Origin of the sequence: Saccharothrix saharensis, from assembly GCF_006716745.1 — a bacterium.
In the GTDB taxonomy this organism is placed as follows: Bacteria; Actinomycetota; Actinomycetes; order Mycobacteriales; family Pseudonocardiaceae; genus Actinosynnema; species Actinosynnema saharense.
This window is the reverse complement of record NZ_VFPP01000001.1, coordinates 4,434,957-4,449,578: the sequence shown is the minus strand read 5'-3', so window position 1 is coordinate 4,449,578 and position 14,622 is coordinate 4,434,957. Positions and strand designations below refer to the sequence as shown.

At 71.7% G+C, this 14,622-nt stretch carries 13 protein-coding genes; 9 read left to right on the top strand and 4 right to left on the bottom strand.

Going from position 1 to position 14,622, the window contains the following annotated elements; all coding sequences use genetic code 11:
- Nucleotides 1-19 precede the first annotated feature (19 nt).
- The 9 genes from FHX81_RS19360 to FHX81_RS19320 all read left to right on the top strand — a co-directional run bounded on the left by FHX81_RS19360 (nucleotide 20) and on the right by FHX81_RS19320 (nucleotide 8,608).
- Nucleotides 20-448 (top strand): hypothetical protein, encoded by a 429-nt coding sequence (locus FHX81_RS19360; protein ID WP_141979504.1) that lies wholly within the window; start codon nucleotides 20-22, stop codon nucleotides 446-448.
- An 82-nt stretch (nucleotides 449-530) separates the two neighbouring features.
- Complete coding sequence (locus FHX81_RS19355) at nucleotides 531-1,430, top strand: hypothetical protein (protein WP_141979503.1); 900 nt, start codon at nucleotides 531-533, stop codon at nucleotides 1,428-1,430.
- Nucleotides 1,431-1,435: 5 nt separating this feature from the next.
- Nucleotides 1,436-2,752, top strand: a complete 1,317-nt coding sequence (locus FHX81_RS19350) for a peptidoglycan-binding protein (RefSeq protein ID WP_141979502.1) — start codon at nucleotides 1,436-1,438, stop codon at nucleotides 2,750-2,752.
- Entirely contained in the window at nucleotides 2,749-3,447 is a 699-nt protein-coding gene (locus FHX81_RS19345) for an ABC transporter ATP-binding protein (RefSeq protein ID WP_141979501.1), read from the top strand. The genes FHX81_RS19350 and FHX81_RS19345 overlap by 4 nt, the downstream gene beginning before the upstream one ends.
- Nucleotides 3,444-4,670, top strand: a complete 1,227-nt coding sequence (locus FHX81_RS19340) for an ABC transporter permease (protein ID WP_141979500.1) — start codon at nucleotides 3,444-3,446, stop codon at nucleotides 4,668-4,670. The genes FHX81_RS19345 and FHX81_RS19340 overlap by 4 nt, the downstream gene beginning before the upstream one ends.
- Before the next feature lie 71 nt (nucleotides 4,671-4,741).
- Nucleotides 4,742-5,842: an ABC transporter ATP-binding protein gene (locus tag FHX81_RS19335; protein WP_141979499.1), complete on the top strand. Its 1,101-nt coding sequence runs from the start codon at nucleotides 4,742-4,744 to the stop codon at nucleotides 5,840-5,842.
- A 161-nt stretch (nucleotides 5,843-6,003) separates the two neighbouring features.
- Nucleotides 6,004-6,963, top strand: coding sequence for a metal ABC transporter solute-binding protein, Zn/Mn family (locus FHX81_RS19330; protein ID WP_141979498.1), 960 nt, complete (start codon nucleotides 6,004-6,006; stop codon nucleotides 6,961-6,963).
- Nucleotides 6,960-7,772, top strand: a complete 813-nt coding sequence (locus FHX81_RS19325; RefSeq protein WP_141979497.1) for a metal ABC transporter ATP-binding protein — start codon at nucleotides 6,960-6,962, stop codon at nucleotides 7,770-7,772. Before FHX81_RS19330 ends, FHX81_RS19325 begins: the two co-directional genes overlap by 4 nt.
- A gap of 62 nt (nucleotides 7,773-7,834) precedes the next feature.
- Nucleotides 7,835-8,608 carry a metal ABC transporter permease gene (locus tag FHX81_RS19320; RefSeq protein WP_141984019.1) on the top strand — a complete coding sequence of 258 codons (774 nt, stop codon included), beginning with the start codon at nucleotides 7,835-7,837 and terminating at the stop codon, nucleotides 8,606-8,608.
- Nucleotides 8,609-8,814: 206 nt separating this feature from the next.
- Here the strand turns inward: FHX81_RS19320 and FHX81_RS19315 are convergent, their stop codons facing one another.
- From FHX81_RS19315 to rlmB, 4 genes are all read right to left on the bottom strand, one after another.
- Nucleotides 8,815-10,230 carry a GGDEF domain-containing protein gene (locus tag FHX81_RS19315; protein ID WP_246107887.1) on the bottom strand — a complete coding sequence of 472 codons (1,416 nt, stop codon included), beginning with the start codon at nucleotides 10,228-10,230 and terminating at the stop codon, nucleotides 8,815-8,817.
- Between the two features lie 293 nt (nucleotides 10,231-10,523).
- Nucleotides 10,524-11,747, bottom strand: a complete 1,224-nt coding sequence (locus tag FHX81_RS19310; protein ID WP_141979495.1) for an MFS transporter — start codon at nucleotides 11,745-11,747, stop codon at nucleotides 10,524-10,526.
- A 362-nt stretch (nucleotides 11,748-12,109) separates the two neighbouring features.
- Nucleotides 12,110-13,531, bottom strand: a complete 1,422-nt coding sequence (locus FHX81_RS19305; protein WP_141979494.1) for an MBOAT family O-acyltransferase — start codon at nucleotides 13,529-13,531, stop codon at nucleotides 12,110-12,112.
- 121 nt (nucleotides 13,532-13,652) lie between these two features.
- Nucleotides 13,653-14,621 (bottom strand): 23S rRNA (guanosine(2251)-2'-O)-methyltransferase RlmB, encoded by a 969-nt coding sequence (gene rlmB, locus FHX81_RS19300; RefSeq protein ID WP_141979493.1) that lies wholly within the window; start codon nucleotides 14,619-14,621, stop codon nucleotides 13,653-13,655.
- Nucleotide 14,622 lies beyond the last annotated feature (1 nt).

Below are 14,622 nucleotides of genomic sequence, written 5' to 3'. Positions count from 1 at the left end.
ACCTCTCGGAGGCAACGAAATGAACACGATCAAGCGCAAGCTGCTCGCCTTCGCCATGGGCGTCGTCGCGACCCTCGGGTTGCTGCTGGTCGCCGTCCCGTCGGCGCAGGCGCAACCCCATGTCTGCGACCCGGGCGAAGCCTGCCTGAAGACCTGGGACCTGCGAGGCATCTGGACGAGCGCCGGTGTCGCGGGGGACTACACGAACGAGGCGTTCCGGTGCATCGACTACACCGGGGCGGGCGGCTGCCTCGTGTGGGGCGAGCTGAACGACCGGGTCCGCGAGGGCACGAACGCCGGTTGCTACTGCGGTCCCCACGTCCTCTCGTTCTACCGCGACACCTGGTACGGCGGTGGCCGGATCGCCGCGCCGATCCCCGGTCAGACGGCGTACATGCCGGTCGACGTGGCCGCCGGGGCCAGCTCCCACAACTGGCAGTACAGCTAGGCGACACCGCCTGACCACCGCTGCTCGCCGCGCGGGCGGGCCCTTCACCCGCCCGCGCGGCGCCTCCGAGGAGCCAAGGACCATGACGAGATCGAAGCTTCTGCTCGCTGTCTGCTCCCTGCTGGCGGTCGCCGCGTGCACCGGTGGGCCGGTCGCGCCGACCGGGCCCGTCGACCCGGCGGCGACCGCGGCCGAGGAGCCGCCGGTCGCCGAGGTGCCGGACGTGGCCGGTGCCCGCCAGTACGACCTCCCGCTGGACCGCTACCAGATGACGCACGAAGAAGGCCTGGCCATCGCCTCGGCGACCCAGACCTTGACCGCGGAGTGCCTGAGGCGCTTCGGCTTCACCCCCAAGACGTTCCCCGTGCCGCGGGACCCGGCGGCCACGGACCGCCGGTACGGCATCAACGTCCACGAGGAGGTCGACCGGTTCGGCTACCACCCGCCACCCGAGCAGTTGGTCGAGAAGCCCGACTACCGCCCGTCCGAGGCGGAGCACAGGGTGGCGCTCGGCCAGGACGTCGATCACCACAACGGGCAGGACGTGCCGGAGGGCGGCTGCATGGGCGAGGCGCGTCGCAAGCTCTACGGCGATGACGGTGTGCCGTCCGGGCAGGACCCGGCATCCGCGGCGGCGCTCGACGCCGAATCGGGCGCGCGCTACCGGCAGGACTCCAGGGTGCTCGAGGTCTACCGCAAGTGGAGCGGGTGCATGGAGGAGTCGGGCTACGACTACGCCGACCCGTGGGCGGCCAACAACGACCGGCGGTGGACCGAGAGCGACAGCACGACCACCACCGAGATCGCGGTCGCCAAGGCCGACCTGGCGTGCCGGGACGAACACCGCGTGGTCTCGGTGAGCCTCGCCGTCGAAGCGGCCTACCAGACCAGGATGGTGGAGCAGAACTCCGTGCGGCTCGATGCCGAACGCGACCGCAACCAGACCGCGGTCCGCCGCGCCGTCGAGCTCGTGGGGCGCTGAGGCCGGTGGCGGACAGCACCTTGCGCACGCGCCGCCGCACGCTGCTGGCCTGCGCCGCGGTGGCGGTCGTGCTGGTGGCGGCCGGCTTCGTCGCGGCGCGGTTCGTGAAGTCACCGCAGCAGGTCGCCGCCGAGGCGGCCGGGCCGGGACCGACCACGTTGACCGCGGTGGTGGAGCGCCGTCCGCTGACCTCCACGGTCGTGGTCCGCGGACAGGTCGCCGCGAGTCGGCAGGTGGAGGTGACGCCCTCCGGCGACTCCTCCGGTGGCCAACCCGTGGTGACCGGTGTCCGGGTGAAGCGCGGTGACGAACTCGCGGCCGGTCAGTTGCTGCTGGAGGTCTCGGGCCGCCCGTTGGTGGCGTTGACGGGGACGAAGCCCGCGTATCGGGATCTCCGGCCGGGCTACGAGGGGGAGGACGTGAAGCAGTTGCAGTCGGCGCTCGCTGCCGCCGGTCACGACCCCGGGGAACTCGACGGGGTGTTCGGCTCCGGCACCAAGGCGGCGCTCACCCGCTTCTACGACACGCTCGGCTACCCGGTGGAGCAGACCGGGGAGGACGACGACCGGCGACTGCGTGACGCGGACCGCTCGGTCACCGCGGCACAGCGCGCGCTGACCGACGCCCGTGCCCTGACACCACCCTCGCCGCAAGCCGTGGCACGGGCGCAGGAGGACCTGGCGTCGGCCGAGGAGCAGCGCGACGAGGTGGAGCGGAGCACCGGCGCGATGCTGCCGCTGTCGGAGTACGCGTTCCTGCCCAGCTTCCCCGCTCGCGTGGCCGACTCGAAGGCGGTGCTCGGCAAGCAGGTCGAAGCACCGCTGATCACGTTGTCCGCGGGTGCGCTGGGGGTCACCGGGCTGCTCGACCCGGGGCGGGCCGGCCTGGTGCAGCCGGGCCGTGACGTGGAGATCAGGTCCGAGGCACTGGGCCTGACCGCGCGTGGCGTCGTCGAGTCGGTGGGCGAACTGGTCTCCGATCCCGAGACCGGGGACGCCGGTGCCGGTGCCGCGGGGCACCCGCTCGTGGTGACGCCGTCCGGTGAGCTGGACCCGCGCTTGGCGGGCGCGGACGTGCGGCTCACGGTCGTCGAGGCGTCCTCCGGTGGTCCGGTGCTGGTGGTGCCGGTGTCGGCGCTGTTCTCGTCGGCCGGTGATCGGGTCGAGGTCGTCAAGCAGCGCGCCGACCTGACCGAGGAGCGGATCGCGGTCACCATCGGTGTGCACGGCGACGGGTTCGCGGCTGTCGTGCCGGTCGACGGCGCACTCGCGGAGGGGGACCGGGTCGTGGTGTCGGCGGTCAACGCGGAGGTGGCCGGGTGAGCACACCCGTCGTCGAGTTCTCCGGGGTGGAGTTGACCTACCCGGGTCCGCCGCCGGTCCGCGCGGTCAAGGCGTGCGACCTGACCATCCACCGCGGTGAGCACGTCGCGATCGTCGGCGCCTCCGGCTCGGGCAAGTCGAGCCTGCTGAACCTCGCCGGACTGCTGGACTCCCCGACGGCGGGCGCCTACCGGCTGGACGGCGTGGAGGTGTCGGGGCTGTCCGACGTCGAGCGCACCGGGCTGCGGGCGCGGCGGATCGGCTTCGTCTTCCAGTCGTTCCACCTGCTCCCGCACCGCAGCGCGGTGGAGAACGTGGTGCTGGGGCTGTTGTACGCCGGCACGCCGCGCGCGCGGCGCCGTGCCCTCGCGGTCGAGGCGCTGGACCGCGTCGGTCTCGGCCACCGGGTCGACGCGCAGCCCTCCCACCTGTCCGGGGGTGAGCGGCAGCGGGTCGCGATCGCCCGTGCCCTGGCGCCGCGGCCGTCACTGCTGCTGTGCGACGAGCCGACGGGCAACCTCGACTCGGCGAACGCCGCCGCGGTGCTGGAGCTGATCGACGGCATGGGTCGCGACGGCGTCACGACCCTGCTGATCACCCACGACCGCGCCGTCGCCGACCGCGCGCACCGGGTGGTGCGCATGCTGGACGGCGTGCTGGGCCCGCTGCGCGCGAATGACCCGGTGCCGCTGTGAAGCCGCCCCGGTTCACCCTGCGCGACCTCGTCGCCGAAGCGCTCGCCGGGGTCCTCCAGCGCCCCAGCCGGACGCTGCTCACCATGCTGGGAGTGGTGCTCGGGGTCGGCACGGTGGTGGCCGTGCTGGGGTTGACGGCGACCGCCACCGGGCAGATCTCCACCCGGTTCACCGCCCTGGCGGCCACCGAGGTCTCGGTCGAGCAGGAGCCTTCCCGGTCGGGAGCCGCGGCCTCGGAGCCGTCCGAGGCGTTCCCGGACGACTCCGACGAGCGGGCGGCGCGCGTGCGCGGTGTGGTGTCCGCCGGCGTGTGGCAGGTGGTACCCGAACAGGGTGTCGGCCCGGTCACCGGGGTCGCGTTGCCGGGCGCGCCGGCTCAGCAGGTGACCGTCTACGCGGCCTCGTCCGGGTTGGCGCCGGCGCTGCGCGCCCGCTTGGCGCAGGGGCGCTCGTTCGACCGGGGTATGGAGGACCGCGCCGACCGCGTGGCCGTGCTCGGCGCGGGTGCGGCCCGGCGGCTGGGCGTGCGCCGGCTCGACACGCAGCCGGTCGTCCACCTCGGCGGCGTGCCGTTCACGGTGATCGGCGTGATCGCCGATGTGGAGCGCCGGGCAGAGGTGCTGTCCGGGGTGGTGGTGCCCCGCACCACCGCGCGGGAGCTCTGGTCCGACGCGTTGTCCGGCGGCGGCAGCGAGCCCAAGATGGTGGTCGACACGGAGTTGGGCGCCGCGCGCGTGGTGGCCGAGCAGTTGGCTCTGGCGCTGCGCCCGGACGCCCCTGGCCTGTTCAGCGTCGTCGCACCGCCCGACCCCCGGTCCCTGCGGGACTCCGTCGCCGACGACCTCGGTTCGCTCTTCCTCGTCCTCGCGATGGTGTGCCTGATCATCGGCACGGTCGGGATCGCCAACACCACGCTGGTGTCCGTGTTGGAGCGCACCGGGGAGATCGGCCTGCGTCGCGCGCTCGGCGCGCGGCGCAGGCACGTGGCCGCGCAGTTCCTCACCGAGTCGGCCCTCGTCGGCGCCCTCGGAGGGCTGGTCGGCACCAGCGGCGGGGTGATCGCGATCGTGCTCGTGGCGGTGGTCAACGACTGGACACCGGTCCTGCCGACCGCCGTGGTCCTCGGCGCGCCGCTCCTCGGCGCGGTGACCGGCCTGGGCGCGGGACTGCACCCGGCGGCGAGGGCCGCCGGGATCCCGCCGGTGGAGGCGTTCCGGAGGTGAGATCCGGGTGTTCCCGTAAGCGCTTGCAATCTCTAGCGTGGCGGCAAAGCTCGATGTGAGAGGTGTGTGGCATGGCTGAGGTCGCCTACGTCAAGGCTTCGCGGATCTTCTCCGGCAACCCGCCGGTCCGCGCGGTCGACGAGCTGTCGTTGGACGTCGCCGACGGCGAGTTCCTGGTCCTGGTCGGTCCGTCCGGCTCCGGCAAGTCCACCGCGCTGCGGATGCTCGCGGGTCTGGAGGACGTGGACGAGGGCGCGATCCACATCGGTGGCAAGGACGTCACCAACGTGCCGCCCAAGGGCCGCGACATCGCGATGGTGTTCCAGTCCTACGCGTTGTACCCGCACATGACGGTCGCGGAGAACATGGGCTTCGCGCTCAAGCTGCGCGGCGTCAACAAGACCGAGATCCGGGAGAAGGTCGCCGAGGCGGCCAAGATGCTGGACCTCGAGAAGTACCTCGACCGCAAGCCGAAGGCGCTGTCCGGCGGTCAGCGCCAGCGCGTCGCGATGGGTCGCGCGATCGTCCGCGAGCCCTCCGTGTTCCTCATGGACGAGCCGCTGTCCAACCTGGACGCGAAGCTGCGCGTGGAGACCCGCGCGAACATCGCCGCACTCCAGGCGCGGCTGGGCACCACCACGATCTACGTCACGCACGACCAGGTCGAGGCCATGACCATGGGCCACCGGGTCGCCGTGCTCAAGGACGGCCTGCTCCAGCAGTGCGACACCCCGCGCGCGCTGTACGACAAGCCGGCCAACGCGTTCGTCGCGGGCTTCATGGGCTCGCCGGCCATGAACCTCAAGACCGTGCCGCTGACGTCGGAGGGCGCGAAGCTCGACGGCATCGTGGTGCCGCTGGACCGCCGCGCGCTGGACCGGGCGGCGGGCGAGGGCCTGTCCGAGGTCACCTTCGGCGTCCGGCCGGAGTCGCTGGCGCTGGTCAGCTCCTCCGAGCAGGGCATGGACATGACCGTCGAGCTGGTCGAGGAGCTGGGCGCGGACGCGCTCATGCACGGCTCGGTCCGCATCGGCGGCGTGCCGGAGCGGTTCGTGGTCCGCGTCGACGGCCGCACGCCGCCCACCCTGGGCCAGACGGTCAAGGTCGCCGTGCGCGACGCCGGCGAGGTCCACCTGTTCCACCCCGAGTCGGGCCACCGCCTGTCCGACTGACGTCCCGCGTACCCCGAGGGGCCACCTCCCGTGCCGCGGGAGGTGGCCCCTCTGGTGTGTGGAAACACCCGGTCGGTGGGCCTGTCGGTGGCGGAGCGTTCTAAACTGAACTCGACAACGGTTTCCATTGCCTGTGCGTACGCCTGTCGAGGAGTGTTCTGATGACCGTCCGCAACGTGTTGCTCGGCGCGGTTGCCGCCGCGACCGCCGTCGTCCTCACCGCCTGCGGTGCCCAGGACACCCCCGCCGCGAACGGCGACGGCAAGATCAAGGTCGTCGCCTCCACCAACGTGTGGGGCAGCGTGGTCGAGGCCGTCGGCGGTGACGCGGTGCAGGTCAGCGCCATCATCTCGGACCCGTCCGGTGACCCGCACTCCTACGAGAGCAAGCCGTCGGACCTGGCCGCGGTCCGCGACGCGAAGCTCGTGATCTTCAACGGCGGCGGCTACGACGACTTCTTCGCCAAGCTGCTCGGCCCCGAGACCGAGGCCGCCAGGAAGATCGAGGCCTTCCCGATCTCCGGCAAGGCATCCGGTCACGACGAGCCCGAGGCCTCCGCCGAGCCGGACGGCCACGCCGAGGGCGAAGAGGAGCACGACCACTCCGTCAACGAGCACGTCTGGTACGACTTCGAGACCGTTCGCAAGGTCGCCGACCAGGCCGCCGTCGACCTCGGCGCGATCGCGCCGGACAAGAAGTCGACCTTCGAGGCCAACGCCAAGGCGTTCACCGACGGCGTCCAGGCCCTGGAGGACAAGGTCAAGGGCCGGGGCGCGGGCAAGAAGGTGCTGGCCACCGAGGCCGTTGCCCACTACCTGCTCGATGCCGCCGGCGTGGCGGACGCGACGCCCGAGGCGTTCGGCGAGGCGGTGGAGAACGAGACCGACGTGCCCGCCGCGGCCCTCGCGGAGGTGCTCACCCTGGTCGAGGGCAAGCAGGTCGCCGCCGTCGTCAACAACGCCCAGACCGGCAACGCGGCCACCGGCAAGGTGCTGGACACCGCCCGCTCGGCGGGTGTCGTCGTCGTAGAGGTGACCGAGACGCTGCCCGAAGGCGCGACCGGCTACCTTGAGTGGATGACCAAGCAGGTGGACGCCCTGGTGGGAGCGCTCGGCGCATGACCGCTCAGCTCACGGACACGCCGGTCGCGGTGTCCCTCCGCGGCGCGCGGCTCGCGTACGGCGACCGCGTGCTGTGGGACGGGCTGGACCTGGACGTCGCACCCGGCGAGTTCGTCGCGGTGCTCGGCCCGAACGGCTCCGGCAAGACGTCCCTGATCCGGGTGTTGCTGGGGCTCCAGAAGCTGTCCGGCGGGACCGTGCGGGTATCCGGGGGCAACCGCCGCATCGGCTACATCCCGCAGCAGCGGGCCGTCGACGACACGCTGACCCTCCGCGGGCGTGACCTGGTGGGCCTCGGCTTGGACGGCCACAACTGGGGCTTGGGCGTGCGCGGACGCCGTCCGCGCCGCGAGCGGGTCGACGCGGCGCTGGCGGCGGTGGGCGCCACCCGGTACGCGGACGAGCCGGTCGGGCTGCTGTCCGGCGGCGAGCAGCAGCGGTTGCGGGTGGCGCAGGCACTGGTCGGCGACCCCGAGGTGCTGCTGTGCGACGAGCCGCTGCTCTCGCTCGACCTGCACCACCAGCGCGTGGTGAGCGACCTGATCGACGCCCGGCGCCGGACCGCGCGCACGGCCGTGCTGTTCGTGACCCACGAGATCAACCCCATCCTCCCGCTGGTCGACCGGGTGCTGTACCTGGTCGAGGGGCGGTTCAGGATCGGCACGCCCGCCGAGGTGATGACCTCGCGCACGCTGAGCGAGTTGTACGGCACGAACGTCGAGGTGGTGCGCGTGCGCGACCAGATCCACGTGGTCGGGGCGCAGCACGTGTGCGAGGACGAACCGCACCACGTCGTGGCTGAGAGCTGACCGTGGACGTGCTGACCTGGCAGCAGGTCGTCGAACTGCTGCGATACGACTTCGTGCGGGACATGCTCGTGGCCGGGGCCGTCCTCGGCCTGCTCGCCGGGGTGCTGGGTCCGCTGGTGGTCACCCGCAAGATGGCGTTCGCCGTGCACGGCACGAGCGAACTCGCGTTCACCGGTGGTGCGGCGGCCCTGCTGATCGGCGTCGGGGTCGGGTACGGCGCGTTGGTGGGCTCGCTGGTCGCCGCGCTGTTGCTGGGGCTGCTGAGCAGGCGCGACTCCGACCGCGACTCGGTGATCGGAGCGATCCTCGCCTTCGGGCTCGGGCTGGGTGTGCTGTTCCTCCACCTGAACACGGAGCGGACGGCCAACAAGTTCGGCCTGCTCGTGGGCCAGGTCGTCAGCATCGGTTCCACGGACCTGTGGCTGCTGGTCAGCGCGTCGGTCGCGGTGCTGGCCGTGCTGGCGTTCACCTGGCGGCCGCTGCTGTTCGCCAGCGTCGACCCGGCCGTGGCCGTCGCGCGCGGTGTCCCGGTGCGCGGACTGGCCGTCGTCTTCGCCGTCCTGGTGGGCGTGGCCACGGCGTTGAGCGTGCAGATCGTCGGCGCGCTCCTCGTCCTGTCGCTGATGATCACCCCGGGCGCGGCGGCCGTGCGGATCACCGCGAGCCCGGTGCGGGCGACCGTGCTCGCCGTCGTGTTCGCCGAGGTGTCCGCTCTGGTCGGCATGGCGTTGTCGCTGGTCCTGGGCATGCCTGTCAGCGTGTTCGTGACCGCCGTGTCCTTCCTGATCTACCTGGTGTGCCGCCTGGTGGGCGGCAAGCGGCAAAGGGTCCAGTAGCACGTTTAGAGCCTGCCGAAACTGGGTATATGGCCAGGAGGGGTGCCGAAGGCCCGGCCACGGGCCGCGTGGAGACGACAGGTGCCATGGACAGCAGGGCCACGCTGGTCGACCACCGCGGTAGCGGTAGGGCGGCCGGTCGCGCCCGGGGCCGTCGCGCGCGTGCCGCGACCTCGCGCCGTGGCCGCGGAGGCGCCCTGCCCGGTTTACGCGGTGCGAGTGGCTCCGGCGGCTTCCTGCTGCTCGGTCGCCCCGTCCGCGACCGGCTGGTCGACCCTAGGCGCGGGCAGCAGCCGGATCTCGCCGCCGGCGACCCGCACCTGGTTGCGCCCGTTCTCCTTGGCCGCGTACAGCGCCGCGTCCGCGCAGTGCTGCGCGTCCTGCAGGCAGTCGCCGTTGTCCGGCAGCACGGCCACGCCGATGGACGCCGAGATGGCGCGCACCTCCGGCCCCTCCGGCGTCAGCGGCAGGTTCCGCCCGCGCAGCGTCACCGTGTTGCGGTGCTTGTCGGTGGTCACCACGGACATCTCGCCGATCGCCTCGCGCACCCGCTCCGCGATGGCCGTGCCCTGCGCGAGGCCCGTGTCGGCGAGCACCACGACGAACTCCTCGCCGCCGTCGCGCCCGGCCACGTCGCCCGGCCGCAGCTTCTCCCGCAGGATCCGGCCCACCTCGGCCAGCACGGCGTTGCCCGCCGGGTGCCCCCAGGTGTCGTTGATCCGCTTGAAGTGGTCCAGGTCGATGGCCAGCACGGTCACCGGCTGGTTGTCGTGGCGGCACCGGTCGGTGAGCCTGCCCGCGTACTCGGCCAGGCCGTTGGTGTTGAGCAGCCCGGTCCGGTAGTCGGTGTGCGCGTCCTCGGCCAGCCGCGCCTGGAGCTGCTCCTGCTCGCGCAGCAGCCGCTCGAGGTGCGCCCGCCGCTGCGCCGCGTGGTAGAGCAGCGCGTTCACCAGGATCACCGGGAACACCAGCAGCAGCGGGCCCACCCAGTGCGTGGTCATCAGCATGCCGAGCATGGCGCCCGCGCCGAGCGTGCTCAGCTCCAGCATGTTGTCCGCCCGCGAGCCCAGGAACTCCTGGATGCGGGTGTGCGGCGTGACGATCTTCAACGCGATCGCGATGTTCATGCCCTGCGCGCCCCAGTTGACCACCCCGGCCACGATGAGCACGAGCACGAGGCCCAGGTCGGTGGGGATGCTGCCGGTCGCGAGCAGCGACGTCCCGGACAGGTGCACCACGGCCCACGCCAGCATGGTGCCGCCGAGGATGCTCGCGGAGCTGAACACGAACCGGTACGGCTGCCGTCGCGCGATCGGCTGGATCAGGATGCGCATCCAGACCGTGGCGAGCACGGCCAGCGCGCCCGGCAGGGCGATGGCGGCGGCGAACGTCCAGACCGACGTCAGGTCGATGTGCGGACCGGCGGACTCGTTGCGGCGCGACTCCTCGGCCCGCCGAACGATCATGAGGTGGACGGTGATGGCGAACATCACCGCGCCGAACCGCTGCCAGTCCGCGTCGGAAACCGAACCGAGTCCGGTGAGCAGCCAAATGGCGGCAGCCGCTACCGCCGATTCGATGAAGAAGAAGTACACCAGGGCGGCCGGTCGCAACGTCCACACATCCCAGTTGCGAATCGAGGGCCGGCCGACTGCCGCAGAGGCCTCCTGGTCAGTCAAACTGTTCTTCACCACGACCCCCTACCCTCTGCCCGGCGCCGCGTGGCGAACGCCGTTCGCAGCGGCACGTCCGTGCCCGAGATGCGCACTGAGGAGGTGTTCGCCATGCGCAACCGCGACATGTGAGCCGCTCCCTCCATCCCGGACCGAATGTTCACCGTACGTGCCCGCGGGCTAGCGGGCCGCAGCCGAGGGGTCCTTCATGTTTGACAATCGCGATATGTGATGAGTCCGTTTCAGATCGCCACCGCCTTCGGATCGTTCCGGGTGCGGGCCCGTCGCCAGGCTACGGTCGCCTGGGTGGCGAGCAGTAGCCCGATGCCGCCTGCACCCGCGATGGTCGCGGTCACCGAGCCGATCGAGTGGGCCACGACACCGGCCAGCGCCATCCCGCCGCCCTGCGACGAGCGCAGCGCGGCACGGCCGATGCCGTACGCCCGACCGCGGTAGGCGTCCGGCAGGATGCGCATCCACGCCGAGCGTGCGGGCGTGTGGTACGCGCCGGCCATCCCGGCGATCACCAGCAGTGCGATGGTCCAGGTCAGGTTCGGGTTCAGCGCGAACATGACCAGTGGGGCCAAGGACAGTATGGCGAGCGGGCCGATCAGCCGCTCGCGTTTCGCGGGATCGCGCACCACCCGGAACAGCACGGCCACGCCGAGGACGTTGGCGGCGGGCTCGATGGCCAGGATCAGGCCGACGGCCCACACCGCGTCCAGACTCGCCGCCAGGGGCACGGCGAGTCCCTCGGGGACCATGGCGAGGCCGGCCAGCAGGCGCATGCCCATCAGGCTGCGCAGCCGGGGTTCGGTCACCAGGAGCGTGAACGCGCCCTTGGGGCCTTCGGGGTCCCGCTTCGTGCCGCGCGGGTCGGCCGCGGGCCGGTGCTTGACCGACAGCTGCACCAGGACCGCCACCCACACGAACGAGGCCGCGTCGATGGCGAGCGCGATGTTGGCGCTCGTGTTGGTGACCAGGAAGCCCGCGGCGGCGAGACCGACCATCTGGGCGACGTCCACCGACGTGCCGAACAGGGCCACGCCGTCGTCGTAGCGCTTGTCCGGCAGCACGTGCGGCAGGCTCGCCTCCTGGGCGGCCAGGAACGGCGACGAGATCATCAGCACGACGACCAGCAGCACGATCATCAGCCACAGCGGCGCGCCGGGGATGGCCATCAGCGCCACCAGGGCGGCCTGGAGCCACGCGCACCACACCATCACCGTCCGGCGGGGGAACCGGTCCGCCAGCCAGCCGAGCAACGGCCCGGAGACCAGCGGCGGGAACAGCGTCAACGACCACGTCAGGGCGGTCCACGCGGCGGACTGGGTGCGCTCGAACACCAGCAGCGAGAGCGCCACCGCCGCGAGCTGGTCGCCCACGGTGGACACCGTCGAGCCGATCCACATGCCGCGGAACTCGCGGTTGCCCACGAGCGCGCGGACGGTCCCCCCGGAAGTCACAACTCCCCCAGGTTGGTCGGCCCCGATGAGTGAGTCACGTTACCCCCACCCGAAGTAACAATTCCCTCGGTTAGCACGGTAGAAGCTGCCGGATCTGCAATCTCTGTCCTACCACACTGTGTACCCGAACGGAGCAGGTCGGTTACATAAAGTAGTTACAACGGCGAAAAACCGGCCACTTATTCTTGACAGTTGACGGTAGGTGACACGGCGTGAGCAATCCTCGCCTACCCTACGTCGACCAGGGGCCCCATTGGGCACGGCAGGGCTGGTCCGACCGGGCCAGTGCGTTCCTGCGGTCGCCGACGCGCCTCCGGACCGGGTCAAGCGTCAATTGTGGAACGTGACCCGCGGATCGATCTTCAGAACTGGTAGTACAGGAACGGGCTGAACGTGCCGCTCGCCACCAGGATCGCCGCGTAGCCGACACCGATGGTCATCAACGAGACCCGGGCCGCGGTGGCGATCTTGTCCCGGGAGGCTTCCAGGTAAGGCCCGCTCACCGGGTGGTCCGGCAGCACGACAATCCCCAGCGCGAGCACCAGCAGCACAATGCGTTGATTGGTCGCCGCGGCGGCCACCGTTTCAGTCAACCCGCCGAAATCCGGCGACAGCAGGTGGCCGATGATTGTGAACGCCGTACCGAGGTCGGCGGACCGGAAGAACACCCAGCCGATTACCACCAGCAGCATGGTCAGGACGCGCCGGGCAATTCGGGCACGCGTGGTCGCCGGCGCGGAATCCCAGCCGAAACGGCGCTCCAGCACGAGCAGCCCGCCGTGGAACAAACCCCACACCAGGAACGTCCAGTTGGCGCCGTGCCAGAAACCGGTGAGCACGAAGACGATCGACAGGTTCCGGTAGGTCTGCCACACGCCGCCCCGGTTGCCGCCGAGCGGGATGTAGACGTAGTCGCGGAACCAGCGCGACAGCGACATGTGCCAGCGGCGCCAGAACTCGGTGATGGTGACCGACGAGTACGGCCGGGCGAAGTTCTCCGGCAGCCGGAAGCCCAGCATCCGGCCGAGCCCGATCGCCATGTCGGAGTAGCCGGAGAAGTCGAAGTAGAGCTGCAGCGCGTAGCCGATCGCGCCGACCCAGGCGATGGACGTCGTCATCTCGTCGGCCGGGGTGGCGAAGCAGGCGTCGACCAGCGGCGCGATCGAGTCGGCGATGATGACCTTCTTGCACAGCCCGAGCGCGAACCGGGGGAAGCCCGCCGCGATGTCGTCCCAGCGGTGCACGCGCGGCTGCGGCAGCTGGTCGGCGATCTCCCGGAACCGCACGATCGGGCCGGCCACGAGCTGCGGGAACATCGCGATGTAGGTGACGAACGCGACCGGTTCGCGCAGCGCGGGCCGTTCACCGCGGTAGACGTCGACCACGTACGAGATGTGGTGGAACGTGTAGAACGAGATGCCGATGGGCAGCGCGAGCTCGACCACCGGCAGGTCCGCGCCGACGACGGCGGCGATGTCGTGCAGCTGCCTGGTGGCGAACCCGGCGTACTTCCAGACGACCAGCACGGCCAGGTTGAGCGCGATTGCGCCGACCAGCACCAGCCTGCGGTCGCCCGGTGCGCCCGGCTCCAGCCGCCGCCCGGCCAGGTAGTTGCCCACCATGCAGACCAGCAGCAGCACCGTCGTGCCGCCCGCGCCGGAGACGTAGAACAGCAGGCTCGCCACGGCGACCACGCCGTTGCGCCAGTTCCTGGGCGTGACGAGGACGGTCGCGAGCACGACCGGCAGGAAGAACCAGAGGAACAGCGGGCTGGCGAAGGACATCGCCGCGAACCTTATCCGCCGCCCACCCGCCCGCGGACCGGATCACCGACAAACCGGTCCACCTCACACCCGCGGGGGCCTCCTCGGCGGCCCCCGCGGAGCGCGGATCGGTGGGGGCGGGTCAGCCGCGGATCTCCAGGCGACGGCGGCGGGCCACCTCGGCCAGCACGACGCCCGCGGCGACGGAGGCGTTCAACGACTCCACGCCCGCGGCCATCGGGATCGACACCGTCTGGTCGCACGTCTCCTTCACCAGGCGCGACAGACCCCGGCCCTCCGAGCCGACCACGACCACCAGCGGGCCGGTGGCCAGGTCGAGCCCGTCCACGTCCACGTCGCCGTCCGCGTCCAGGCCGATGATCATCAGCCCGGCCTCGGCCCACTCCTTGAGCTGGCGCGTCAGGTTCGTGGCCACCGCGATCGGCATCCGCGCCGCCGTGCCCGCGCTGGTCCGCCACGCCACCGCCGTGATCCCCGCCGAACGGCGCTGCGGCAGCACGATCCCGTGCGCGCCGAACGCCGCCGCCGACCGCACCACCGCGCCGAGGTTGCGCGGGTCGGTCACCCCGTCCAGCGCCACCAGCAGCGGCGGCGTCCCGGACTGGTTCGCGATCTTGAGCAGCTCGCGCGGCTCGGCGTACTCGTAGGGCGGCACCTGCAGGCCGAGCCCCTGGTGCATGGCGCCACCGGTGATCCGGTCCAGCTCGCCGCGCTGCACCTCCAGCACCGAGATGCCGCGGGTGGCCGCCAGCTGCACCGCCTCGGCGACCCGGTCGTCCGCGTCGATGCCCAGCGCCACGTACAGCGCCGTCGCCGGGATGCCCGCCCGCAGGCACTCGACCACCGGGTTGCGCCCGGCCACCGTCTCCGGCCCGTTCTCGGCGGCCTTGCGCCGCTGCGCGCGAACCTGCTCGGCCTTCGCCGCGGCGTTCGCGCGCTTGTACGCGGGGTGGTTCGGCCGCTCGGACGCCTTGGGCGTCGGGCCCTTGCCCTGCAAGCCCTTCGACTTCTGCCCGCCGGAACCGACGACCGCGCCCTTCTTGGAGCCGGGGTTGCGCATGGCGCCCCGGCGCTTGGAGTTACCAGCCACG

Excerpts from the sequence above, each read along its gene's own strand:
- FHX81_RS19360 (WP_141979504.1), top strand. The coding sequence starts at position 20 with ATGAACACGATCAAGCGCAAGCTGCTCGCCTTCGCCATGGGCGTCGTC.
- FHX81_RS19355 (WP_141979503.1), top strand. The coding sequence starts at position 531 with ATGACGAGATCGAAGCTTCTGCTCGCTGTCTGCTCCCTGCTGGCGGTC.
- FHX81_RS19335 (WP_141979499.1), top strand. The coding sequence starts at position 4,742 with ATGGCTGAGGTCGCCTACGTCAAGGCTTCGCGGATCTTCTCCGGCAAC.
- FHX81_RS19330 (WP_141979498.1), top strand. The coding sequence starts at position 6,004 with ATGACCGTCCGCAACGTGTTGCTCGGCGCGGTTGCCGCCGCGACCGCC.
- FHX81_RS19325 (WP_141979497.1), top strand. The coding sequence starts at position 6,960 with ATGACCGCTCAGCTCACGGACACGCCGGTCGCGGTGTCCCTCCGCGGC.
- FHX81_RS19320 (WP_141984019.1), top strand. The coding sequence starts at position 7,835 with ATGCTCGTGGCCGGGGCCGTCCTCGGCCTGCTCGCCGGGGTGCTGGGT.
- FHX81_RS19305 (WP_141979494.1), bottom strand. The coding sequence starts at position 13,531 with ATGTCCTTCGCCAGCCCGCTGTTCCTCTGGTTCTTCCTGCCGGTCGTG.